The organism is Streptomyces sp. NPDC001393 (genome assembly GCF_053597455.1).
Map to the genome: position 1 here is coordinate 94,536 of NZ_JBSFIH010000006.1, position 24,197 is coordinate 118,732.

The window sequence follows — 24,197 nt, forward strand, 5'->3', positions numbered from 1 at the left end:
ACGCGAGAAGCGGCTGGGGAGGCCCTCAGGGGATGCTACGGCAGCAACGGCCCGCGCAGGGCGAAGACCCCGCAAATATGCGGAAGACACGCTCACGGTTCCGCGCGCCCCCCGCACCGCGCGACCGTCCGGCTCTGCGTGATCGCCGGCGCCGTCGAGGAAGGCAGCAGGTCACGGGGGTCGTCGGGGAGGAGCGCCTCGATCTGCGCGTCCTCGCGAAAACGATACGGCCGATGCTGCAGGAGCTCCCCGCAGTACCGCCGGATCCGGGACATCTCCGCCCGCACCGTCACCGTGCGTGAGGGGTCCCCGAACAGATCCTCGGCCAGCGCCGCCGCCCCGCGGCCGGCCCGGTGCGCGGTGAGCAGATACAGCAACTCGGCATGCCGCAGACTGAGTTCACGCGACCAGGAACCCGCCGAACCGGACACCGTCAGCGTACTGCGTCCCGGCCTGGCCAGATCCAGCACGATCCGCGTGTCCGTGCCGACCGGTTCCTCGGCCGCCCGCAGCAACCAGCCCCCGGCCAGCGGCTCCACCGCGCACGAACCCAGCGACGGCAGCCACCGGCGGCCCGGCGCCAGCGACTTGGGCAGCGCGATGCGCCGTACGTACGGCATCCCGGACACCGCCGCCGACCAGCCGTCCCGGTCCACCACCAGCGCCCGCCCCGCCAGCCGGGCCAGCACGGGCGCCGCGACCGACCGCAGCCGCTCCAGCGACTCCAGGTGCAGCTCCCGCAGCCGCGCCTCGGCCAGCTTGGCCACCGACTCCACCCAGGCGAGCGTCGCCGGATGCATGGTCTCCAGCGGGCCGCTGACGTCCACCACACCGATCAGCCGGCCGTCCCGGGGATCGGTGATCGGCGCGCCGGTACAGGTCCAGGAGGCGTGCGAGCGGACGAAGTGCTCGGCGGCGAAGACCTGCACGGGCCGCCGTACGACCGCCGGGGTGCCCACGCCGTTGGTGCCGACGACGTCTTCCCGCCAGTCCGCGCCGAGTTCGAAGCCCAGGCCGTCCGCCTTGCGCAGCACCGGCGCGGCCCCCTCCCGCCACAGCACCCGCCCGTCGGCGTCCGCGACGACCATGATGTGCTGGGCGACATCGGCGACCGAAAGCAGACCCTGGCGCAGCACCGGCAGGACGTGCCTGAGCGGTGACTCCTCGCGCCGGCGCCGCACTTCGTCCGAGGACAGCAGCCCGGATCTGAAGTCGTGGTCGGGATCGACACCGCTGCGCAGCATCCGTCCCCAGGACTGCTCGATCACCGGCCGGGGTGCGATCCTCGTACGCTGACCGGCGAGGGTGGCGTCGCGCACCTCGCTCAGCAGCCGCGCCGCCTGCGGCGCGTCCACGGCGGCCAGACGTGCCACGTTGATCGGCGGGTTCACCACGGGGGGCCTCCCGGAAGGGCGTCGAACATACTTGTCAAGCCGTCCGGGCGGCGGTTTCCGGCCCGGCTGCACCTCTCATACTGCCGCTCGGGCAGGCCGGAGGCACACACTCCGCGCACATGCACCAACAAGTTGCAACCCCTTGCAACCCTGGTGGTCGGCCGCAGGGTGGCCGAGACTTGACCCCGACGCGGCTTCGCGTCCGCGGGCTTCAACTGGCCCAGGTGGTGGGGGTGGTGCCGTGTCGGCGCAGCACCACCCCTGCCGGGTGTCCGGCGGATTCCGCCGTGTGTTCAGGGCGGTATGCGCTTTCACGAACCCGGGTGTGCTCGTTATTCCGGGTGTGCTCGTTCGACGATCGACGCCAGGTCCAGGCCCGTCGGCAGGGTGCCGAACGACGCTCCGTGGTCGCCGCCCAGGCGGGACGCGCAGAAGGCGTCGGCCACCTCCGGCGGGGCGTGCCGGACCAGGAGTGAGCCCTGGAGCACCAGCGCGAGGCGCTCCGCGATCCGCCGTGCGCGGCCCTCGACGGCGTCCAGGTCGGCGAGTTCGGTGAACAGGTCCTTCACGGCGCGGTCGAGCCGGTGGTCGGCGCTGTGGGCCCGGCCGATCTCGGTCAGGCAGGCGTCGAGTGCGCCCGGCTCGCGCTGCAGCGCCCGGAGCACGTCCAGTGCCTGAACGTTTCCGGCGCCCTCCCAGACCGAGTTCAGCGGCGACTCCCGTACCAGCCGGGGCAGGCCCGACTCCTCGACGTAGCCGTTTCCGCCCAGACACTCCGCGGCCTCGACGGCAACGGGCGCACAGCGCTTGGTGATCCAGAACTTGGCGGCCGGCACCGCCAGCCGCAGAAACGCGCGCTCCTGTTCGCCGCCGTCGTCGCAGGCGGCCGCCAGCCTGAGCGTGAGCGCGGTCGCCGCCTCCGACTCCAGCGCGAGGTCCGCGAGGACGTTCCGCATCAGCGGCTTGTCGATCAGCTTCCCGCCGAACGCCTCCCGGTGCGCGCAGTGGTGCACGGCCTGCGCCACCGCCTGCCGCATCAGGCCCGCCGAGCCCAGCGCGCAGTCCAGCCGGGTCGCCGCGACCATCTCGATGATCGTCCGCACCCCGCGCCCCGCCTCACCGACCCGGCGCGCCCAGGTGCCGGCGAACTCCACCTCGGCGGAGGCGTTGGACCGGTTGCCGAGCTTGTCCTTCAGCCGCTGGAGGAGGAAGACGTTGCGGGAACCGTCGGGCAGGACCCGCGGCACCAGGAAACAGGTGAGGCCCTCCGGGGCCTGCGCCAGCACCAGGAAGGCGTCCGACATCGGAGCCGAGCAGAACCACTTGTGCCCGGTCAGCTCGTACGCGCCCGCCTCCGCGAGCGGCCGGGCCTCGGTGGTGTTCGCGCGGACGTCGCTGCCGCCCTGCTTCTCGGTCATGCCCATACCGAAGAGCGCCCCGGGCTTGTGTCCGGCGGGCCGCAGCTGACGGTCGTAGACCGTGGACGTCAGCCGCGGCTCCCACTCGGCGGCGAGCGCGGGGTCGGTCCGCAGCGCCGGCACCGCCGCGTGGGTCATCGACAGCGGGCAGCAGGTGCCCGCCTCCACCTGCGTCCAGACCACGAAGCCGGCCGCCCGGCGGACGTGCCCGGACGGCCGGGTCCAGGCGCCGGTCAGACCCGCCGAGACACCCTTGCCGAGCAGCCGGTGCCAGGCCGGGTGGAAGTCGACCTCGTCGATCCGGTGGCCGTACCGGTCGTGGGTGCGCAGCCGGGGCGGGTTCTCGTTCGCCTGCACCGCCCACTCCTGCAGCTGCGCCGAACCCGCGGCGCGGCCCAGCGCGGACAGCTCCGACCGCACCTCGTCGAGCACGTCCGGACCGGTGTACCGCTCGACGGCCGCCACGAGGGCCCGGTCGGCGGCGAAGACGTCGTAGCCGACCAGGGGCGGCGGCTGGTTCGTCACGGTGTGGGTGGAGGTGCCTGCCATGATGCGAACCTACCCGGGACGGCGGCGCTGATGGCCTCCAGAGTGGCACAGCGGCCCCGCCGGGCGCTCCGGATGCGCCCACCTGCCCGGAAACCGGATGCGCCCACCTGCCCCGGAAGGTGAGGGCGGTCCCGTGCTGCGGATACCTTTGAGCCGTGCAGCCAGCAAGTGAACCCCCCGAGCAACCCGCCGGTCGCCTCCACCGGGCCCGAGCCCTCTACCGGAACGTCTCCAAGCGCAGGACGGCCTGGCTGCTGCTCAAGGACACCGTCAACTCCTGCATGGAGTACCGCATCCTGGGCCTGGCGGCCGAGGCGGCGTTCTTCACGCTGCTGTCGGTGCCCCCGCTGCTGCTCTGCCTCATCGGTCTGCTCGCCTACGTCGACACCTGGACCGGCGCCCACACCATCAGCAGCCTGGAGACCAACATCCTCGACGCCTCCCGGACGGTCCTGTCCGACAAGGGGGTGAAGGAGATCACCGAGCCGATCCTGCACGACGTGATGAAGGGCCGGCCCGACGTCATCTCCCTCGGCTTCGTCTTCGCCCTGTGGTCGGGATCGCGCGCGGTGAACGTCTTCATCGACACCATCACCGTCATGTACGGCCTCGACGGCGTCCGGGGCATCGTGAAGACGCGGATGATGTCCTTCCTGCTGTTCATCGTGGCGCTGCTGATCGGCTCGGTGGCCCTGCCGCTGATGGTGGCGGGCCCCGACGCGGTGGTGCGGGTGCTGCCCTGGTCGGAGACGGGCGTGCAGGTCCTGTACTGGCCGGTCGTCATCGTCCTGTCCATCGCCTTCCTGACGACCCTCTACCACGTGTCCGTGCCGGTCCGCTCCCCGTGGATCGAGGACGTCCCCGGCGCGCTCGTCGCCCTGGCCATGTGGGTCCTCGGCAGCTTCCTGCTGCGCATCTATCTCGTGCACACCATCGAGGGCGCCACGATCTACGGCTCTCTCGCCGCCTCCGTCGCCGTGCTTCTGTGGATCGGCGTGTCGGCCTTCGCCGTGCTCGTCGGGGCCGCCGTGAACGCCGCCATCGACCGGGTCTGGCCCGCCGCCGCCACGGCCGCCGCCCGCGCCGCGAACGAACGGATGCGCGAGGCCCAGGTCGCCGAGTACGTCGCCCGGGCCGCGGCGGCCCGCGAAGCCGACCCCGACGACCCCGACATGCCCTCCGAGTTCCCCGAACGCTGGTCCCGTTTCCTGCCCCCGGAGGACGTCACGGCCCGCCTGCGCACCCACGCCAAGCACACCCACCACACCCACAAGACCAACGGCCGGGACCCGAACGAGCACAACGGCCGGCAGCCGCACCAGACCGGCGAACGGCATCCGCACGAGGCCAACGGCGACGGGGGCACGGGGCGGCCGCAGGGGTGACCTGGTGGGGCTTGGCCGCTGGTCGCTGGTCGCTGGTAGCCCGAGCCCGGCCGGTCGCGCACCGCAGCCCGGCAGCGACACCGTCCGGCACGCCGGCCTCCCGCTCCGCCGCCAGGTGTCTCCACCCGGTGAGTGACGCTGCTTTCCACCCCCTTTCCACCCGGCGCTCCACCCGTGCTCCGATCCACCCGGCACCGCCTCGGACCTGGCGTTTTCCCATAGGCCCGCGCCGTCCGGCCGCGGAGGCGACACGCCGGGAGAGGAGGCGGAGGACACGGTGGACGCGGCAGACGTGGCACACGCGGCACATGTTGCGGACGTACGGGAGAGGGCAGCCGGCACGGCCCACGGCCCGCTGCTGACGATCGCCGTCGGCGTCCTCCTGCCGCTCCTCGTCTACTACGCCGCCCGCGGACTCGGCGTGGGCCAGGACCCCGCGCTGCTGCTCAGCGGCGTGCCACCCGCCTTCTGCTGTTCAAGGACGCCGCACTGTCCCTCGTGGTCGGCGGCTGGATACTCGGAACCGGCTTCACCGGCAGGCCGCTGGCCTTGCAGCTCGGCCGGCGGCTGCACGGAGGCCCTGCGGCCGGCGCACGGGTCGGCATAGGGCGGGACCCGCCGAGTTCCGCCGGGCACTGCGCGTCCTGGCCTTCCAGTTGGGCCGGCAACTGCTCGACGGCGGCCTCGGCACACTGGCCGCCGCCACCCTGCCCACGGACATCGTGCCGCTGCTCGCCCGGGTCCTCTCGCTGCTCCTGGTCGTCCTGACGGGCGGGGCCACCGCCGCCCACGCCCGCCGCTTCCGTCCGTACCTGATCGCGGTCGGGCCGACCGGGGGAGTGGGGCCCGGCGTCGTCGGCGACGTAGGCTGGCTCCCGTGTACAGGGAGCGTGCGTCCCGGCTGACCGGCGCGGTCGTGTGGACGAACACCCCGGACGGGGCCGGTGGCGGGCGGCCGGTGCTGCCCGACGGCTGCATGGACCTGCTGTGGAGCGAGGGCCGGCTGCTGGTCGCGGGCCCCGACACCCGCCCGTACGTCCCCGGGGGCCCGCCCCGTGCCTGGGCCGGCGTCCGTTTCTTCCCCGGTACCGCTCCCGCCCTGCTCGGCGTGCCCGCGCACGAACTGCGCGATCTGCGCGTCGAGTTGGCCGACCTCTGGCCGGCCGCCCGGGTCCGGCGGCTGCGTGAGAGTGTCGAGGCCGCGCCCGACCCGGCGACGGCACTGGAGAGCATCGCCCTGGATCGGGCGGCGTGGACCACGGCGCCCGATCCGCTCCTGCACCGGCTGGTGGAGCGGCTGGACGAGGGCCGCCCGGTGTCCGCCACGGCCGCCGAACTGGGCATCGGCACCCGCACGTTGCACCGCCGCTGCCTCGACGCGTTCGGCTACGGCCCCAAGACCCTGGCCCGCATCCTGCGCCTGCGACGGGCCCTGGCGCTGGCCCGCTCCGGGACGCCGTACGCGGAGACGGCCGTCCGTTCCGGGTACGCGGACCAGCCCCACCTCTCCCGCGAGGTACGGGAGTTGACGGGCATGACGCTCGGGCGGCTACTGGGCGGCGGGTAGCGGGGCGAACAGGTCGACGCCGTTGCCGTCGGGATCGTGCACGGTGGCGTACCGCTGGCCCCAGAACGCGTCCCACGGCTTCAGCACCCCGTGATACCCGGCGCTCACCAGGTCCTCGTACAGGGCATCGACCTCGGCCGGGGAGTCGCAGCGGAAGGCCAGTCCGACGCGGCCACCGCCCGTGGGCGGCTGCCAGCCGGGGTGGAAGGAGCGGACGGTCTCCTCGGTGTCGAGCGCGAAGATCAGCCCGCCGGGCACCTCGGTATCGACGTGCGGCTGCTCCTCGGAGCCCTCGGGGAAGACAAGTCCGAGGCGACGGTAGAAGGCGAGCGCGGCGGCCATGTCGGACGTCACCGCGCCGATCAGAGCGAATCGTGGAGTCATGCCGTCACCGTAGGCGGGCGGTCGCCGGCGGTCTTGAAGGAATCGGACACCCTCCCCGGAGGGCCTGCATCGGATAGGGGCACGGAAACACGGCGCCACAGATCAACTGCGCGCGGCCCGCCTTGACATGCCCCCGCGCCCCGCTTTCCCGCGCCCCGCTTTCCCGCGCCCCCGCGTCGCGCCTCAGCCGAAGGTCACCGGCCCGTTCGGCGTGTCCACGGTGAAGGACAGCGCGGCCGGTCCCGCGGTGAGGGGCAGGCCGGTGTCCAGGGCCGCGAGCGGGCCGCGCAGCTCCTCCGGGTCGGGCACCGTGGCGGAGACCTCCAGCAGCGGGGTGAGAGGCAGGCCGGAGGCCGCGGGGTGGCGGGAGTCGCCCCAGTCGATCAGAAAGGGGACCAGACCGGAGGGATGCGCATGGCCGCCGTCGGTCAGCCGCCACCGCAGCACGGTGCCGTCAGGGGTGCGTCGGCTCATCGGGTGCGCAGGTCCCGGGTCGTAGCCCCGCGCACGTGCCGCCGTGATCGCCGCGTCCAGATCGGGCGGGCTGATCGCCCAGGTCAGCGTGCGCGGCCGGGTCAGCCGGTCGACCCCGAACGGCCGCGGACCGCAGGGCTCGGGCTGCTCGGGGTCGGGGCCGATGATCTCCAGATAGCTGCGGCCGCCCAGCCCCACCAGATGGTTGCGCGTGCCGAGTCCGGGATGCGCACCGCCGGGCACGGGTGTCACCCCGGTCCGCCGTGCGAAGTCGGCGACCGTCGTCGCCAGATCCGGCGTGGCGAGGACGAGATGGTCCAGGAACGGGGGAACGGCGTTCATGCCCGGCGAGGCTACGGTCGCCGGCCCCGAGCTTCAACCCGTTGACGACGCGGGCCGGGTACCCCGTGCGGGAGGTTCCCGGCCGTCGCCGTCGCGTCCCGAGGCAGGGGGGTGACGGTATCCCGCGCGAATGCGTTTTCCGGGCACGAAGCTCCAGCACGCGTCCGGTGCATCACGCAGAGGGCCGCTCCCCGGGCGGCGCGGCCGTGCTCGCCCGCGCCACCAGCCGGGTCGACAACTCGGTGCGCGTGCCCTCCGGGCGCTCGCCCCGCATCATCCGCACCAGCAGCCGGAGCGCGGTCGCCGCCATCTCGCCGAGCGGCTGGCGCACCGTGGTCAGCGCCGGGGCCGCCCAGCGGGCCTCCGGCAGATCGTCGAAGCCCACGACGCTCATCTCGTCCGGGACCCTCAACCCCCGTTCCGTGAGCGCTTCGTACACACCCCGTGCCATCCGGTCGGAGCAGACGAACACCGCGGTCGACGGCTCGGGCAGGTCCAGCAGCCCGTGCATGCACCGCCGGGCGGCGGTCTCGTCGAAGCCGCCGTGCCGCACGTACTCGGTGCGGTACCGCAGCCCGGCCGAGGCGACCGCGGAGCGGTAACCGGCCACCCGAGCGCTGCTGCCGGGGTTCGCAGGGTGACCTGCGAACCCCTCAGGGCGCCGTGAAGGCTGGGTAACCGTTTACGTAACCCTTGCGGCCCCGCTTCGGCCGGCGCGGTCGGCTACCCCTGCACCCTCGGCGGCTGCACCGAGTTGCGTACGACGACATGGGTGCCCAGCACCAGGTGCTCGCCGTCGGCGCCCTTCCGGCGGCCCGCGCCGCCCTCGCGCCGGTCGGCCACCGCGCGCAGCGCCACCCGGCCCATTTCCTCGTACGGCACGTGCACGGTGGTCAGTTGGGGTGTCAGCTGTGAGGCGAGGGGGATGTCGTCGTAGCCCACGATCGAGACGTCCTCCGGCACCCGCAGACCGGCCGCGCGCAGGGCCTGCATGGCACCGGCGGCCACCACGTCGGTCCCGGCGAGCACGGCGGTGAAGTCCGGCGTCTCGTGCAGGGCGGCCTCGACCGCGTCGTATCCGTGCGCGTCGTCGTACGGGCCGTGCCGCACCAGACCCGGGTCGAACGGCACGCCATACGCCTCGAAGGCCCGCTGCGCGCCCCTCAACCGGCCCTGGGCCGTGGTGAGTTCGGCCGGTCCGGGCAGCACGAGGACACGCCGGTGGCCGGCCGACAGAAGATGGCTGGCCATGGCGTAGGCGCCGCCCTCGTTGTCGTAGTCGACCGTCGTGGCCGGGACGTCGCCCTCCAGGGGTGGCCTGCCCACCAGGACGAGATGGGATCCGGCCGCGTCCAGGGAACGGGCGAAGCGGGCCATGCGCAGCTGGTACTCGTCGTAGTCGTACGCGCCGCCGAGCAGTACCACGGCGGCCACGCCCTGCTGCCGCATGAGGTTGACCAGCGCGAGCTCCCGCTCCGGGTCGTCGCCGGTCGTGCCGACCAGCGACAGCCAGCCGCGCAGCGCGGCGGCGCCCTCAACTCCCCTGGCGACGTGGGCGAACGCGGCGCCGGTGATGTTGTTGATCAGGATCGCCACCGTCGGAGTGCCACCCCCGGCCAGCGAGCGGGCGTGGGCGTTGGTGACGTAGTCCAGGTCCCGGACGACCTTCATCACCCGTCGGCGCAGCTCGTCCGAGACCGGGTAGTTGCCCGACAGCACCCGCGAGACGCTCGCCACCGAGACACCGGCGCGCTCCGCCACGTCGCGGATCGTCGCCCGGCCGGCCTCACTGGGCGCCTTGCGCCGGCTCACCGTTGCGGCTCCTTCGACGTCGGGGCGCGTCTCCCACCTGCACGGGTCCCGCCCGCGCCGGTGCGGAAACCGTATCCCATCGTTACTCCGGGCCGTCGGGCCTGTGGACAACCGTCCTCGCACCGGGCCGGCGGGCCTGTGGACAGCCGTGCTGCCGGGGGCATCAGGCGACCCGGGGCAGGTCCGCGTGTCGCACCTCGTGCAGTGGCGTGAGGCCCGCGGCCAGCCGCTCCAGCTCCGCCACGACGATCGTGCCCAGGCGTTCCAGCTCGTTGCCGAGCGAGCCCGCGATGTGCGGGGTGAGGAAGACGTTGGGCAGCCGGTACAGCGGGGAACCGGCGGGCAGCGGCTCGGGCTCGGTGACGTCGAGGACCGCGCGCAGACGTCCCGAGACCAGTTCCTCGGTCAGCGCCTCGTGGTCGACCAGCGCACCGCGCGCGGTGTTGATCAGCACGCCCCCGTCCCGGATGAGGGCGAGCCGGGACCGGTCGAGCATGTGGTGGGTCTCGGGGATGTCGGGGGCGTGCAGGCTGACGATGTCGCTGCGCCGCAACAACTCCTCCAGCGGCAGCAGTTCGGCCCCCAGGGCGGCGGCGTCGGCGGGGCTCACGTAGGGGTCGTGCAGCAGGACCGTCAGGTCGAAGGGCCGCAGCAGTTCCATGAGCCGGCGGCCCACGCGGGAGGCGCCGACGACCCCGACGCGGCGGCCGAGGTTCCCGGTGCCCGCGGTCTCGGCGGGGTTCGGCCGGTCATGGGTGCGGCGGTAGCGCTCGCGGTGGTCGAAGGCGTCCTTGCCGACCAGCAGGATCATCGCGAGCGTGTACTCCGCCACCGGCAGGGCGTTGCCGGTGACCGCGCTGGACACGGTGACCCCGTGTTGCCACAGGGCCTCGCCGACCAGGGAGCGGACCGAGCCCGCAGCGTGCAGGACGGCCCGCAGCTTCGGGACCGTGGTCAGGACGCCGGCGTCCAGGTGCGGACAGCCCCAGCCGGTGATCAGCACCTCGGCCGTGGCCAGGGTGCCGGCCATCGCGGGATCGGTGAAGTCCCGTACGACGAGCTCCGTGTCGATGTCGGCCGTCCGCCGCAACCGGGCCATGAGCGGCGGGGGGAAGAGCAGCGGCAGGTGTACCGGATCCATCGCGAACAGGGCCCGCGGCGGTTGAGGGCTGGGCATGGCTCTCCTGGGAGGGAAGCGGAAACAGGGGGTGGAGCTGGTACCTGAATGCTGGGACGGAAACAGTTTCAGAAAGCGCCTTCTACCGTATGTCTGCTGGGAAGTCGAGGTCAATCGGTACGGGCGGGAAGCGGTACTCACGGGTGTCTCACTCGCGCTTCCGGCGTATATTCCGGCGCATACGTAGACGTGGTGCCGGAGAACGGGATCGTGGATCACCGAGGAGTGGTTCCCGTTCAGGCGTGGTTGTCGACTCGGCCTCACCCCCGTTTCGAAATCGGTTTCTGGGCTTTCGGGACGGCGGACCGGTGGGCTCGGTGGGTCCGGCAGCTCAGGGGCCGAGGTGCGCGCCTGCGCCCCGCCAACTCCCACTCCTCGTCCACCTGGACCCCCAACCCACAGGCCACGATCGTCCGCGGCGGCACCGGCGAGAACTACGCCATCCTGTACAACGACATCGCCGCCGCCTACCAGAACGCGCTGCGCTGGGTGGTGGGCGGTACGGCCGCCAACGGCGACACCGCCGTCAAGATCCTCAACGCGTGGTCGTCCACGCTGACCGCCATCACCGGCGACGCCGACCGGTTCCTCGCCGCCTGCATCTACGGCTGGGAGTTCTGCCAGGCCGCCGAACTCATGCGGGGCTACGCCGGGTTCGACCTCGCGGCGTTCCAGGAGATGATGGTCGACGTCTCCTACCCGCTCAACAACAGCTTCCTGACCCACCACAACGGCGCCTGCATCACCAACTACTGGGCCAACTGGGACCTGTGCAACATGGCCTCGGTCATGGCCATCGGGATCCTCACCGACGACGCCGCCAACTACGACCAGGCCGTCACGTACTTCACGTCCGGTGCCGGAAACGGCTCCATCGAGCACGCGGTGCCGTACCTGTACACCGACGTGGACGGCTACGCCCTCGGCCAGTGGCAGGAGTCGGGCCGCGACCAGGGACACACCGTCATGGGCATGGGCCAGATGGGCGCCCTCTGCGAGATGGCCTGGAACCAGGGCGACGACCTGTACTCCTACGACAGCCGGAGGTTCATGAAGGCCGCCCAGTACGTCGCGAAGTACAACATCGGCCAGAACGTCCCCTACACCACCTACACCTGGGGTAGCGGCCAGACCTGCACCCAGCAGTCGCAGACGGTGATCGGCTCCGGCTCCCGCGGACAGGTCTGCCCCGTGTGGGCGATGCTCCACTTCCACTACAACCGCCGTCTGTACCTGGACGACAAGTACATCTCGGCCATGTACTACAACCTCGTCGCCCCCGAGGGCGGCGGCGGTGACTACGGCTCCACCAGCGGCGGCTACGACCAGCTCGGCTTCGGCACCCTGATGTACGCCAAGTAGCAACCGGTTACCCATCGTGCCGAGGTAGCCCGAACGGCCCTCCCGCGCGCCCGTACGCCGGAATACCGGACGCTCTTGTGGTGCTCTGATGGTGCACGGTGCACAGGTGCGCGGCGAAGGGCTGGTGGGCGATGACGGCAGACCAGGCGAACCCCGAGGTCAGACCCGAGGTCGGGACGCCGTACGGGGCCGTACGCGGGCGGTACGAGCAGGGCGTCGCGGTGTTCCGGGGCATCCCCTACGCCGCCCCGCCCTTCGGCCCCCGGCGGTTCCGCCCGCCCGAGCCGCCCGAGCCCTGGGACGGGGTCCGCGACGCCGGCGCCTTCGGGCCCACCGCGCCGAAACCGCCGTACTCCGAGGCGTTCGCCCAGTACCTGTCCGACCCCGAGATCCCCGGCGACGACTGCCTCAACCTCAACGTATGGACCCCGCAGCCGGGCCAGGGCGCCCGCCTCCCGGTCCTCGTCTGGCTCCACGGCGGCGCCCTGACCAGGGGATCCTCCGCCGTGCCCGTCTATGACGGCGCCGCCTTCGCCCGGGACGGCGTCGTCTTCGTCTCCGTCAACTACCGGCTGGGCGTCGAGGGCTTCGGACTGTTCCCCGACGCGACCCCCAACCCCGGTCTGCGCGACCAGCTCGCCGCCCTGCACTGGGTGCACGAGGCGATCGGCGCCTTCGGCGGCGACCCGGACCGGGTCACCCTGTGCGGCCAGTCGGCCGGCGCCATCAGCGCCGGCGCGCTGCTCGCCGCACCCGCGACCCGGGGCCTGATCCGGCGCGCGGTGCTGCAGAGCGGCCCACCGGAGGCGTCCGAACGGGACAAGGTACGGCGGATGGTGCGCCGCATGGCCACCCGGCTGAAGATCCCCGCCACCGCCGAGGCCTTCGCCGCCGTCGACCGCGACCTGCTGCTGCGCACCCAGGCCGAGGTCGGCCGGCTCAGCAGCCCGGTCCTGGGCGGACCCGCGTTCGGCATCGTCGTGGACGGCGACCTCGTCCCCCGCGACCCGCTCCAGGCCCTGATCGACGGCGACGCCGCCCAGGGCGTCGACCTCCTGATGGGCTGGACCCGCGACGAGTACCGGCTGTGGCTGGTACCCGGCGGACTGCTGGAACGCGTCGACCGGCTCGGCCCCGTCGCCCTCGCCGGGGCCATGGCCCGCTGCCGCGCCGGACACGAGGTGCCCCGCGGCTACCGCGCCCTGCGCCCCGACGCCGGCACCGCCGAGATCGTCGGCCAGATGGTCACCGACCACCTGCTGCGCCGCCCGCTGCACCGCCTCGCCGACGCCCGCCCCGGCACGTCCTACCTGTACGAGTTCGCCTGGCCGTCCCGTCTTCCGGACCTCGGCGCCTGCCACGCCCTCGAACTCGGGTTCGTCTTCGACTCCGGTGACCTGCCCGAGTCGAAGAAGCTGGCGGGTGAGGGCGCCCCGCAGGAACTGGCCGACGCGATGCACACGGCCTGGGTCCGCTTCGCGACGACAGGGGATCCCGGCTGGCAGGGCTGGGACGCGTCCCATCCGGTGCGGATCTTCGCCGACGGTGAACCTCATATCGCATACGGTCCACGGGATGCCGAAATCGCCCTCTGGTCGACCGCCACCACCGTCCCCGAACCCGCCCCCGCCTCGGACATCCGGGCGCCGGGAGCGGAGTGGGCGGCGGCGGTACGGCGCCTGCGGAGGTCGGTGGGAGCCCGGCGCCGGTGATTGCATACCGTCGCCGGTCGCCGGTCGCCGGTCGCCGGTCCGCCCCCGCCTCACCCGCCGACGGCCGCCGCTGAATCCCGCACCACCACGTGCGTGCCCAGCAGCAGATGCTCGCCGGGGGGTCCGCGGAGTGGCCCAGGGCGGTGCGCACCGCGAGCCGGCCCAGCTCCTCGTAGGGGACGTGCACGGTCGTCAGCGCCGGACGCAGGTCGCGGGCGAACGGCATGTCGTCGTACCCGGCCAGCGACACGCCCCCGGCACGTCGCGACCGGCTTCGTGCAACGCGGTCAGAGCGCCCGCGGCGACCATGTCGGTCGCGGCCACCACGGCAGTGAAGTCCAGCCCGCGCTCCAGCGCCCGGCGCATCAGCCGGTGCCCGGAGTCGCGGGTGAAGTCGCCGTGCAGCAGCAGGTCGGGGTCGGGTTCCAGGCCGCGGGCGCGATGCGCACCCAGGTAACCGCGCTCGCGGCCCTGTGCCGTGGTGTGGTCCGGCTTGCCGCCGAGGAACAGCACCCGTCGGTGGCCCTGGGCGAGGACGTGCACCACCAGCGCGTAGGCCCCGCCCTCGTTTTCGTACTCGATCACCGTCACCGGCGCGCCCGGACCGAGCGGCGGCCGCCCGCACAGCACCAGCCGGGAACCGGCCGAGGCCAGCGAGTCGGCGATCCGGCGCGTGCGCTCCCGGTACTCGGGCGTGTCCGCCGCACCGCCGACCAGGATCACCGCCGCCGCCCGCTGGGCGCGCATCGTCTCGATGAAGTCCAGTTCCTGCCGCAGGTCACCGTCCGTGCTGCACACCAGGCACAGGTGCCCGAGCCGCGCGGCCTCCCGATCCACCCCCCGCGCCATGTGCGCGAACGACGGCCCCGTGATGTCCTCCAGCACGAACGCCAGGGTCGGCGTACCGACCCCGGCGACGGCCTTGGCGCGTGCGTCGGCGACGTGGTCCATCTCCCGGACGGCTCGCATCACCCGGGACCGCGTCGCCGTGCTCACCGGATACACCCCGCCCAGCACCCGGGACACCGTCGACGCGGACACCCCGGCCCGCGCCGCGACATCCCGGATCGTGCTCCGCCCGGCGGCCTCGCTCTTCCTCGTCATCCCCAGCCCCTCCGCACCGTCGGGAACTGCGGCAACATGACAGCAACCGGTTTCCCATGCGGGAGGCTAGCCCCCGGCAGCGGGCGTGGGCCAGTGCCGATGCACGGCTGTCGCGCATGCCCGGCATGCCCCGCATGCCGTGCGTGCCCCGCGTGCCTCGCGTGCCCGGACGTGGGCCTGCCGCGCCGCGACAGGCTCGGGGGCGACGGGGTGCCGCTCAGGCCGTGCCCAACGCCTGCCTGATCGACGCGATCGCCTCCGGCCCCACCCGGCAGCACCCCCCGATCAGCTTCGCCCCCGCGTCCCGCCACGTCTTCACCTGATCGGCGCCGAACCTCGTCCGCCCCCTCCAGGCGCGCGCCTCGGCGTCCCAGGACTCGCCGCTGTTGGGATAGACCACGACCGGCTTGCCGGTGACCCGCGTCGCGATCTCCACCGCGGGTTCCACGTCCTGCGGCGCACAGCAGTTCACGCCGACCGCGATCACCTCGTCCGCGTCGGCGGCCAGGGCGAAGGCTTTCTCCAGCGGCTGTCCGGCCCGCGTGTGCCGACCGTCGACCGTGTACGACAGCCACGCCGGCACCCCCAGCCCGCGTACCGCCCCGAGCAGCGCGGCGCCTTCGTCGGCGTCCGGCACCGTCTCCAGCGCGAGGACGTCCGGCGCGGCGGCGGCCAGCACCTCCATCCGCGGCCGGTGGAAGCGCTCCAGGTCGTCCACGCTCAGCCCGTACCGGCCCCGGTACTCGGAGCCGTCCGCCAGCATCGCGCCGTACGGCCCCACCGAGGCCGCGACCCACAACGGCCGCTCCACGCCCGCGGCCTCGGCCTGCCGGGCGGCCTCACGTGCGAGGTCCACGCTCAGCGCGAGCAGCCGCGCGGCGTCGCCGTGGCCGATGCCGCGCCGTGCGAAACCCTCGAAGGTGGCCTGGTAGCTGGCGGTGATGGCCACGTCCGCGCCCGCCCGGAAGTAGGCGAGATGCGCCTGCGTCACCGCTTCCGGCCGCTCGGCCAGCAGCCGCGCCGACCACAGCTCGTCGCTGAGGTCGTGCCCGGCCGACTCCAGCTGGTTGGACATGCCGCCGTCGAGCACGACCGTCCCGGCGGCGAGGGCGTCTGCGAGGCTGGGGGAGGTGTTGCTGGTCATGCCACGACGCTAGTCGACGCGGACGGCGCCCCGCGATGAGTCCTCGGGCGTCCGGCGGTCGTACGGTCGAACCCGTTACCGAGGAGGGCTTCTCATGCGCAGCGTGACCTATTCGATGGGCGTCTCACTGGACGGCTACATCGTCGGGCCGGACGGCACCTTCGACTGGACGGCGCCCGACGAGGAGGTTTTTCGCTCCTGGATCGACGAGATCCGACAGGTCGGCGTCCACCTGCTGGGACGACGGCTGTACGAGACGATGCTGTACTGGGAGACCGCCGACCAGGATCCGTCGCTCGACGCCTCCATGCTCGAGTGGGCCGCGCTCTGGAAGCCGCTTCCGAAGGTGGTGTTCTCCACCACGCTGTCGGCGGTGCAGGGCCATGCCCGCCTGGCCTCCGGCGGCCTGGCGGAGGAGATCGAGCGGTGGCGCGCCGAGCCGGGGGAGGGCGACATCGCGATCGGCGGCGCGACCCTCGCCGCCGAGGCGGCCGCGTCGGACCTGATCGACGAGTACCGGGCCAGGGTCTACCCGGTTCTGGTCGGCGGCGGCATTCCGTTCTTCCCCCGGCACGAGCGCCGGGTGGATCTCGAACTCGTCGAGACCCGCACCTTCGACTCGGGGGTCGTCCACCTCCGCTACCGCGTGGCGCGCTAGCCGGCTCGTCCGCCGAGCCCTGAGACCGGTGACCGAACGACCGCTAGCAGAAAGGGCTTTCCCCTCCTCTCGCCGGACCCATTGACCCCACCCCGGCTCACCCGTACCTTTTCGGCGTTCGGAATAGCAGATGATGTCCGATATTTCGAATCGCTCACCGAGAGGCAGGCATGAGCCGCGACCACGACCTCCCCGAAGTCCCCAGCCGCAGACTGATGCTGAAAGGGGCCGCCCTGGCCGCGGGCGCCCTTGCCACCGTTCCCGGCACGGCCTCGGCGGCCCCCGCCGCCGACGCCGGGAAAGCGGCCGGCTACGTGAATCCCCTGATCCTCCAGCGCGCCGACCCGCACATCACCCGTCACACCGACGGGCTGTACTACTTCACGGCCACGGTCCCCGAGTACGACCGCATCATCCTGCGCCGCTGGCGCACCCTGAACGGCCTCGCCACAGCGGCCGAGTCGGTGATCTGGCGGGCCCACGCCACCGGCCCGATGAGCGCGCACATATGGGCACCCGAACTCCACCGCATCGGCGGCAAGTGGTACATCTACTTCGCGTCGGCCCCGGCCGAGGACGTCTGGGCGATCCGCATCTGGGTGCTGGAGAACGCCAACCCCGATCCGCTGCAAGGTACGTGGGTGGAGCGGGGCCAGATCAGGACCGCCTGGGAGACCTTCTCCCTCGACGCCACCACCTTCAAGCACCGCGGCACCCGCTACCTGGTCTGGGCGCAGCACGAGCCCGGCACGGACAACAACACCGCGCTGTGGATCTCGAAGATGGCCGACCCCTGGACCCTGACCGGCCCCCAGGTGCGGCTCTCCACCCCCGAGTACGACTGGGAGTGCGTCGGCTACAAGGTCAACGAAGGCCCGTACGCCCTCCAGCGGGGCGGCCGGGTCTTCCTCACCTACTCGGCAAGCGCCACCGACTGGCACTACTGCGTGGGCCTGCTGACCGCCGACGCCGACAGCGACCTGATGGACGCCCGCAGCTGGTCCAAGTCCCCCGTCCCGGTGTTCACCAGCAATGACACCACCCACCAGTACGGCCCCGGGCACAACTGCTTCACCGTCTCCGAGGACGGCCGCGACGACGTCCTCGTCTACCACGCCCGCCCGTACAAGGAGATCACCGGAGACCCCCTGAACGATCCCAACCGGCACACCCGCATCCAGCGCCTCGGCTGGAAGCCGGACGGCACCCCGGACTTCGGCGTCCCGGTCGCCGACACCGTACCGGGGCCACCGCGCAGCAGTGGTCCGTGGTCACCTCGGGCTCGTACGTGAACATCAGGGCACGCACGACCGGCGAGTGCCTGGACGTGTCCGGCGCGTCCACCGCAAACTCCGCGGCGATCATCACGTACGCCTGCATCGGGGGGGGGCGAACCAGCAGTGGACGCGCGGAACATGAGCCGACCTCAGGCGAGCAGGTCGATGGCGTCGATCGCGGTGCCCGCGCTGAGATGGCCCGTCGTCCCCGAACCGCTCACTATGTCGATCTTCAGCACGTTGTACTTGCTGGTGTCGGTGAGCCAGGCACTGGCCGGGACGCTGTAGCTGAACGTGTGGTTGTTGCCCCGGTAGGAGCCCACCGTGAGGGACCGGGTGCCCGGCTGGGTGGGTGGGGAGGGGACCGCCGAGGTCCAGGTGCCGTTGACGGTGACCTGCGGCCGGCCGTTCGCGTACGCGGTCGTCACGCCGATCCTCAGGGTGTGCGCGGCGGCGGCCTGGGCGGCGGTGAGCCGGAAGTAGACGAGCAGGCCGCTGTTGACGTCCTTCCACAGGTAGCAGGGGAAGGCGGAGGTCTCGGAACCGCTGCCGATCACCACGTTGCCGGTCCAGGAGGCGGCGCGTACGTCCAAGGGATGCGCGTACGTCATCAGGTCGGCGTTCTTGAAGCCGCTCGGCGTGCCGTCCCAGGTGCCGATCCGCCAGATCGCGCTCGCGTTGGCCGGGTCGTTGGAGGACGGGACGGTGATCGTGTTGAGCGTGGTCGTGGTGCCCGCCGTCACGGTCACCTGCGTACTGTATACAGCCAACTCGCCTTTGTAGACCGTCAGCGTGTATGCACCCGGCAGTACGCGGGAGACCGAGAAGTAGCCGTCCGAGGACCGGGCCGCACCCCAGTACTGCGCCGCCGAGTTCGCCAGCCCGACCGTGTACGCGTGTGCCGTGTCCCGTCCCGCGATGCCGACCCCGGCGACCCGGCCCCGGCCGCTGTCGGGGACGTACCCCGAGATGCCCAGCGAGTCCGCCCACGGCGTGGTGAGGATCCCGTGGTACAGCGCGGACGAGGGCGCGCCACCGTCGGTGAAGGCGATGACGTACGGCCCCTGCAGGCCGTACCGCTCGGACTCGGTCTGGTTCTCGCCGTAGTAGAGGATCTCGTACAGGCCGCCGCCGTCGGCGCTCTGGTGGCGCAGCAGGGAGCGGTAGAAGGGGCCGCCGGAGGCCTTCTCGTGGTTGCTGCGGACGATCCACAGCCCGACGCCGCCGGTGGTCCAGCCGATGTAGTCGTAGTCGATGACCCGGTGCTTCGAGTAGTGCTTGGAGCGGGTCTGCCCGTCGGACTTGGCGAACACGTCCGAGGCCTCGACGGTGCTGGTGGTGTACGTGTAGGAGTCCGGCTCGTCGTTGAGGAACAGGCCCGCCTTCACGCGCACGATGTACCGGGTGGCGGTGACCGAGGAGTCGGCCTTGTCGGTCCACAGGTAGATGTTGTTCTCGCCGCTGCGGGCCGCGTAGTAGTGCCGCAGGGTGCCGTACGCGACGGAGATCAGGATGGTCGAACCGGACTGCTCCAGGGTCACCGTGGAGGTCCCGAGGCCGGACTCGACGTGCGAGTTCTTGCCGCCGTAGCCCTGGTACTCGGTGCTCTTGTACACCAGCGACGTCAGGTCGCCGTTGGTCTTGCTGACCTTGAAGACGAGGTTCGCGCCGGTGTCGACAACGTAGTTGGAGCCGTCGTCGCTCCAGCCGAACCCGGCCGCCGCCGCGGAGCCGGCGAGCGGGCCGGCGAGGGCCGCCGAGGCGGTGGCGGCGGCGGAGCCGAGGACGAAGGCGCGGCGGCGGACCGTTCTGCTTCCGGACCCGGACATGGGGGCTCCTTCGCAAGTGTGGGGGTGCGGGTGTTGGCAGGGTGACAGTTGAAGGGAGTTCGCGAAAGGGCTTGCGTGGATGAGGACTTGATAATCCAGCGAATTCCGGCCTAGGTCTAGAAAGCGCTTGTCAATACGGGTACGGTCTCGGGTCGGCCGATGACGATCGACGGAGGAGCCGCGCATGAGACGTGCCAGGACCGTCGTGCTGGTGGCGGCCGCTCTCGGCGCCACGCTGACCGCGACCCCCGCCCAGGCTCATGGCGTCCGGTCCCTCGGCATCGAGAACTGCACCGCGACCGCCTGTCACTTCGACGTCCCTGCGGGCACGTACGACGTGACGGTCCGGCTCGGCGGAGAGACGGCGTCCAGCACCAGCGTCTCGGGGGAGACCCGCCGCTCGCTGCTCCCGGAGACCGCCGTCCCGGCCGGCGAACACCTCACCCGTAGCTTCATCGTGAACGTCCGCACGCCCGAGGGTGAGCCGACCGGCCCCGACGGCAGCCCCGGCCTGGACCTGAGGCTCGGCGGCTTAGCACCCGCCCTCGCCGGCATCCGGGTCACCCCGGCCGGGCACGCCCGCCAGATCATCCTGATCGGCGACTCCACCGTCTGCGACCAGCCCGCCGACCCCTACTCCGGCTGGGGCCAGCAGCTGCCGCAGTACCTGCGCAGAGGCCTGTCCGTCGCCAACTACGCCGACTCCGGCGAGAGTACGGTCACCTACCTGGCGAATCCGCAGCTGTGGGCCACCGTGCAGCCGCTGGTCCACCCCGGGGACCTCGTGCTGGTCCAGCTCGCCCACAACGACAAGACCACCGACGAGGCCACCTACCGGGCCAACCTGGAGACCCTGGTCGCGGGAATCCGGGACAAGGGCGGCGAGCCGGTGCTCGTCACCCCGATCGTCCGCCGCTGGTTCAACGCCGACGGCACCCTGGACAACAACACCGCCCTGCTGGTCAACGGCCTCGGCGTCGACCTCCCGGCGGTGATCCGCTCCGTCGCCGCCGCCGCACACGTCCCGCTGATCGACCTCACCGCGAGGACCAAGGCGCTGGTGGAGTCCCTCGGCCCGGAAGGGTCCAAGGCGATCTACCTCTACAACGAGAGGCGCGACAACACGCACACCTCCGTGCACGGCGCCACGGTCTACGCCGGCCTGGTCCGCGACGGACTCCTCGCCCGGCATCTGGTGCCCGAGGGTGCCGTGCGGGTGGGATGAATCCCTGGGGCGCCCCGACCGGAACCGGGGCGCCCCAGGCCCGCCAAGAAGGAAAGCCACCGCCGTGATCGAACTGCCCGCCGACGACCGTGTGTCGAGCCCGTACACCGGATACACCCGCGCCCACTGGGAGGCTGCCGCCGACGCCCTGCTGGCCGCCGTCGAGCCCTACGCCACCCCAGGCCGCGCCCTCTACCACCTCCCCGGCGACCACGTGAGCCACGCCGGGCACCTCTCCGACGGCCTGGAGGGCTACGCCCGTACGCTGCTCTTGGCCGCGTTCCGCCGCGACGAGACCGTGCTCGGCCGGTATGCCGACGGCCTCGCCACCGGCCCCGGCGGGGTCTGGCCGCGCATCGAGGACCGCAGTCAGCCGCTCGTCGAGGCCGCGTCCGTCGCACTCGCCCTGCGGCTGACCCGGCCGCTGCTGTGGGACCGGCTCGACGACGCCGTACGGCAGCGCACCGCCGACTGGCTGGCGGACGCGCTCGGCGCCGAACCCTGGCCTTGCAACTGGGAGTTGTTCCCCGTCACGGTCGGCGGCTTCCTGGCGGAGATCGGCCACCGTCCGGAGGCGGCAGGCAAGGCGATCGACCGCGGTCTGGAACGGATCGAGGGCTGGTACCTCGGCGACGGCTGGTACACGGACGGCGACGGCCGGAAGTTCGACTACTACAACGGCTGGGCCATGCACCTGTACACCGTCCTCCACGCCTGGCTGGCGGACGACGATGAACTGCTTTCTGTATACGGTCGACGGTTGTCGCGCCACCTGGCCGACTGCTCCCGCCTGTTCGGCGCCGACGGCGCCCCCCTCCACCAGGGCCGCTCGCTCACCTACCGCTTCGCGACGACCGCCCCGCTCTGGCTCGGCGCACTGATCGGGCAGACCCCCCTGTCCCCCGGCGAGACACGGCGTCTGGCCTCCGGCGCGCTGCGGTACTTCCTCGACGGCGGCGCGGTCGACGAACGCGGCCTGCTCCCGCTGGGCTGGCTCGGCCCCGACGAGTCGATCGTGCAGAGCTACTCGGGCCCGGCCTCGCCGTACTGGGCCAGTAAAGGGTTTCTCGGTCTGTTGCTGCCGCCGGAGCACGAGGTGTGGACGGCCACCGAGGAGCCGGGCCCAGCCGACCGCGCCGACGAGGTACACCCCCTTCCCGTCCCCAACTGGCTGCTGCAGACCACCCGTTCGGACGGGGTGGTCCGGCTGCACAACCACGGCAGCGAGGACGTCCGCTACGACCCCTACTACACCCGGCTCGCCTACTCGACCGCGACCACGCCCGACCGGGCGTCGTACGACAACAGCGTGATCGTCGGCGGCGATCCGAGCCGCACCGGGATCGAGCCGCTCGGTATGGGCGAGGGGTGGATCGCCTCCCGGCACACCGTGGCGGGCGGGATCACCGTCACCAGCCTGGTGCTGGCCGAGGGCGCGGTGGAGGTACGCGCCCATCTCGTCGCCGGTGCCGAGCCGGGGACACCCGTGCGGATCACGGGATGGCCGGCCCCCGACGGGCTGCGCGCCGAACTCCTGCCGGTGTCCGGCCTGTCGGATGAGTTGACGGGGGAGACCGGGCCGGGCGGGGCCACGCTGTTCGTGGCGCTCGCCCGGCTCACCGGGGAGCCGGACCCCCGGCCGCTCACCGAGTTGGTGTCGGTGCGGGTGGGGGAGGAGCACGAGGTGGACGTCCGCTGGGTGTCCGGCTCCGCAAAGGGTTTCGCGTTCACGGCTTCGGACGGGCGATCCGCAGGCTCGTCGTGGTCGGTGACGCCCAGGTGAGCGGTCTGTCGTACGCTGACAGACGCTGCGGCGGCCAGACACCTGTCAACAGGCTGATGCCGATGGGGTGTTCGTGCCCGGACTGACGGGCCCCCGGCGGATCGCACCCTTCGTCCGGCACCTGGAGGTCCCCCTCAACCGCGATGGCCGCCGTGGTGGCGGGACGTGGGCCGGAGGGCACGGCCTCGTCGCACGGGGAAGTACAGGCGCTGACGCAGCTGTGCGGCGCAGACTTCCCGTAATGGTTTGACGAAGTCCTGTCGGATGCCTTGACAGTGCCGGTCGGCTGCGGCGAGGCTCTCGCCCGAAAGGTGATCGTCCCGACGTGACAACACGTCGGATGCACATGGTGGGCTCTGCCCGGGCGCAGCTGCCCTGAGCCGCCCATGCCCACGGCCCAGCAGGGGAACCGGCCCCGCCGGCGTCCGCGGAGACCCCGCCGGACGCTCGCCTCCGCACGTCCGCCGCCCCCGGCCCCCGCCTCCAGACCCGCGACAGGAAGGTCCCCGCACATGTTCCGCTCCGCACGCAGAGCCGCACGGCGCGCCGCCGGCCTCACCCGCACCGTGCTCGCCGCGGCCGTCGCTCTGAGCAGCAGCGCTCTCATCGGGCTGGCCTCCGCCCCCGCATCGGGTGCGGACGCATCGGCCGCCTCCCTCGTGCCCGCGCGGTTCCACGGTGTGAACTGGGCCGACCCGCGCGACAACTACGCAGACGATCCGGTGGTCCTGTCCGGTCTCAGCCTCTTTGACGACTACGCCACCACATACGCCAAGGCGAGCGGCATCATCGCGGGATTCCGCAGGAACCTTCAGGCGAACACGGTGCGGCTGCCGGTCAACCCGTACACCGTCAACGGCCCCGCCTGGCACTCCTACCGCGCCGTCATCGACGCCGCCACCGCGCACGGCTTCAAGGTCGTCCTCAGCTACTGGGAGGGCACCGGCGCCCGGAAGGACGGCTTCGTCGACAACCTGCCCGACTTCTGGCGCATGTGGAGCACCGTCACCCACACTTACCAGCGCAACCCGCAGGTCTACTTCGAGCCGATGAACGAGCCGCACGGTTACACCGCGCAGGCGTGGGCCGACCTGGCGGCGCAGTGGATCGGCACCTACCCCTCCGTGCCCAGGAACCGGATCTTCGTCAGCGGCTCCGGCTACAACGACAGCGTCGTCGGCGTCTGCGCTGACCACCGGCTCGACGGCACGTACCTGTCCCTGCACCACTACGGCTTCTGGAAGCAGAGCGCCACGTACGACGAGTGGGTCACCGACCTCAAGGCCCGCATCGGCACCTGCGCCTCCCGCACCGTCGCCGACGAGTTCGGCGCACCCATGACGACCGGGCTGAACTACAACCAGCCCGCGTCGGCCTCCAGCGACCCCAACTCGGTCGCCTTCGTCCAGGCCGACACCGACACGTTCCGGGCCCTGCACATGGGCGCGGTCTACTGGCCGGGCCTGCGCACCGGCGACACCTACAGCATCCAGACCCTCACCGGCAGCGGCACCCACCTGGGCCTGGCCACCACCAACGCCTCCGGCGCGGACCGCCTCGCCTGGGCCTGGGGCCAGGGACACCCCGCGACCGAGGGGTGA

At 72.2% G+C, this 24,197-nt stretch carries 18 protein-coding genes and 3 pseudogenes; 11 read left to right on the forward strand and 10 right to left on the reverse strand.

The window, feature by feature from the left end; genetic code table 11:
* Positions 1–92: 92 nt before the first annotated feature.
* Together ACWC2T_RS10010 and ACWC2T_RS10015 are read right to left on the reverse strand one after the other, a co-directional pair.
* Positions 93–1,394, reverse strand: a complete 1,302-nt coding sequence (locus tag ACWC2T_RS10010) for a GAF domain-containing protein (protein ID WP_450669887.1) — start codon at positions 1,392–1,394, stop codon at positions 93–95.
* 332 nt (positions 1,395–1,726) lie between these two features.
* Positions 1,727–3,361: an acyl-CoA dehydrogenase family protein gene (locus ACWC2T_RS10015; RefSeq protein ID WP_450669888.1), complete on the reverse strand. Its 1,635-nt coding sequence runs from the start codon at positions 3,359–3,361 to the stop codon at positions 1,727–1,729.
* Between the two features lie 155 nt (positions 3,362–3,516).
* Here ACWC2T_RS10015 and ACWC2T_RS10020 point away from each other — a divergent pair, with 155 nt between their 5' ends.
* The 3 genes from ACWC2T_RS10020 to ACWC2T_RS10030 all read left to right on the forward strand — a co-directional run bounded on the left by ACWC2T_RS10020 (position 3,517) and on the right by ACWC2T_RS10030 (position 6,313).
* A complete protein-coding gene (locus tag ACWC2T_RS10020) occupies positions 3,517–4,746 on the forward strand; it encodes a YihY/virulence factor BrkB family protein (protein ID WP_450669889.1) in 1,230 nt (409 codons plus the stop codon).
* Positions 4,747–5,402: 656 nt separating this feature from the next.
* Positions 5,403–5,651, forward strand: a complete 249-nt coding sequence (locus tag ACWC2T_RS10025) for a hypothetical protein (protein WP_450669890.1) — start codon at positions 5,403–5,405, stop codon at positions 5,649–5,651.
* Positions 5,624–6,313, forward strand: a complete 690-nt coding sequence (locus ACWC2T_RS10030) for a helix-turn-helix domain-containing protein (protein WP_450669891.1) — start codon at positions 5,624–5,626, stop codon at positions 6,311–6,313. Before ACWC2T_RS10025 ends, ACWC2T_RS10030 begins: the two co-directional genes overlap by 28 nt.
* Here ACWC2T_RS10030 and ACWC2T_RS10035 read toward each other — a convergent pair.
* The 5 genes and pseudogenes from ACWC2T_RS10035 to ACWC2T_RS10055 all read right to left on the reverse strand — a co-directional run bounded on the left by ACWC2T_RS10035 (position 6,296) and on the right by ACWC2T_RS10055 (position 10,502).
* Positions 6,296–6,697, reverse strand: a complete 402-nt coding sequence (locus ACWC2T_RS10035) for a VOC family protein (protein WP_450669892.1) — start codon at positions 6,695–6,697, stop codon at positions 6,296–6,298. The two genes, ACWC2T_RS10030 and ACWC2T_RS10035, sit on opposite strands and share 18 nt — an antisense overlap.
* Before the next feature lie 183 nt (positions 6,698–6,880).
* Complete coding sequence (locus tag ACWC2T_RS10040; RefSeq protein ID WP_450669893.1) at positions 6,881–7,513, reverse strand: VOC family protein; 633 nt, start codon at positions 7,511–7,513, stop codon at positions 6,881–6,883.
* Between the two features lie 172 nt (positions 7,514–7,685).
* Positions 7,686–8,150: pseudogene (locus ACWC2T_RS10045) on the reverse strand (LacI family DNA-binding transcriptional regulator); the annotation flags it as partial.
* Positions 8,151–8,236: 86 nt separating this feature from the next.
* A complete protein-coding gene (locus tag ACWC2T_RS10050) occupies positions 8,237–9,325 on the reverse strand; it encodes a LacI family DNA-binding transcriptional regulator (RefSeq protein WP_450669894.1) in 1,089 nt (362 codons plus the stop codon).
* Between the two features lie 163 nt (positions 9,326–9,488).
* Complete coding sequence (locus tag ACWC2T_RS10055; protein ID WP_450669895.1) at positions 9,489–10,502, reverse strand: hydroxyacid dehydrogenase; 1,014 nt, start codon at positions 10,500–10,502, stop codon at positions 9,489–9,491.
* 246 nt (positions 10,503–10,748) lie between these two features.
* On the opposite strand from ACWC2T_RS10055, the gene ACWC2T_RS10060 reads away from it, so the two are divergent.
* Together ACWC2T_RS10060 and ACWC2T_RS10065 are read left to right on the forward strand one after the other, a co-directional pair.
* The gene (locus ACWC2T_RS10060) at positions 10,749–11,864 is read left to right on the forward strand and encodes an alginate lyase family protein (protein ID WP_450669896.1); all 1,116 of its coding nucleotides are present in this window, start codon (positions 10,749–10,751) and stop codon (positions 11,862–11,864) included.
* A 131-nt stretch (positions 11,865–11,995) separates the two neighbouring features.
* Positions 11,996–13,576 carry a carboxylesterase/lipase family protein gene (locus ACWC2T_RS10065; RefSeq protein ID WP_450669897.1) on the forward strand — a complete coding sequence of 527 codons (1,581 nt, stop codon included), beginning with the start codon at positions 11,996–11,998 and terminating at the stop codon, positions 13,574–13,576.
* A 50-nt stretch (positions 13,577–13,626) separates the two neighbouring features.
* Here ACWC2T_RS10065 and ACWC2T_RS10070 read toward each other — a convergent pair.
* A pseudogene (locus ACWC2T_RS10070) lies at positions 13,627–14,680 on the reverse strand (LacI family DNA-binding transcriptional regulator).
* A 217-nt stretch (positions 14,681–14,897) separates the two neighbouring features.
* Positions 14,898–15,824 (reverse strand): homocysteine S-methyltransferase, encoded by a 927-nt coding sequence (gene mmuM, locus ACWC2T_RS10075; protein ID WP_450669898.1) that lies wholly within the window; start codon positions 15,822–15,824, stop codon positions 14,898–14,900.
* 94 nt (positions 15,825–15,918) lie between these two features.
* Here mmuM and ACWC2T_RS10080 point away from each other — a divergent pair, with 94 nt between their 5' ends.
* The 3 genes and pseudogenes from ACWC2T_RS10080 to ACWC2T_RS10090 form a co-directional block, all read left to right on the forward strand.
* Positions 15,919–16,482 carry a dihydrofolate reductase family protein gene (locus ACWC2T_RS10080; protein ID WP_450669899.1) on the forward strand — a complete coding sequence of 188 codons (564 nt, stop codon included), beginning with the start codon at positions 15,919–15,921 and terminating at the stop codon, positions 16,480–16,482.
* A 170-nt stretch (positions 16,483–16,652) separates the two neighbouring features.
* Positions 16,653–17,774: a glycoside hydrolase family 43 protein gene (locus ACWC2T_RS10085; RefSeq protein WP_450669900.1), complete on the forward strand. Its 1,122-nt coding sequence runs from the start codon at positions 16,653–16,655 to the stop codon at positions 17,772–17,774.
* Positions 17,729–17,901: pseudogene (locus tag ACWC2T_RS10090) on the forward strand (RICIN domain-containing protein); the annotation flags it as partial. The gene ACWC2T_RS10085 and the pseudogene ACWC2T_RS10090, both read left to right, overlap by 46 nt.
* 7 nt (positions 17,902–17,908) lie before the next feature.
* Here ACWC2T_RS10090 and ACWC2T_RS10095 read toward each other — a convergent pair.
* Positions 17,909–19,588 carry a rhamnogalacturonan lyase B N-terminal domain-containing protein gene (locus tag ACWC2T_RS10095; protein ID WP_450669901.1) on the reverse strand — a complete coding sequence of 560 codons (1,680 nt, stop codon included), beginning with the start codon at positions 19,586–19,588 and terminating at the stop codon, positions 17,909–17,911.
* A 184-nt stretch (positions 19,589–19,772) separates the two neighbouring features.
* Between ACWC2T_RS10095 and ACWC2T_RS10100 the strand changes: the two genes are divergently transcribed.
* The 3 genes from ACWC2T_RS10100 (at position 19,773) to ACWC2T_RS10110 (ending at position 24,197) form a co-directional block, all read left to right on the forward strand.
* Positions 19,773–20,813 carry a rhamnogalacturonan acetylesterase gene (locus ACWC2T_RS10100; RefSeq protein ID WP_450669902.1) on the forward strand — a complete coding sequence of 347 codons (1,041 nt, stop codon included), beginning with the start codon at positions 19,773–19,775 and terminating at the stop codon, positions 20,811–20,813.
* A gap of 67 nt (positions 20,814–20,880) precedes the next feature.
* Positions 20,881–22,596, forward strand: coding sequence for a DUF2264 domain-containing protein (locus tag ACWC2T_RS10105; RefSeq protein ID WP_450670013.1), 1,716 nt, complete (start codon positions 20,881–20,883; stop codon positions 22,594–22,596).
* 512 nt (positions 22,597–23,108) lie between these two features.
* Complete coding sequence (locus ACWC2T_RS10110; protein WP_450669903.1) at positions 23,109–24,197, forward strand: cellulase family glycosylhydrolase; 1,089 nt, start codon at positions 23,109–23,111, stop codon at positions 24,195–24,197.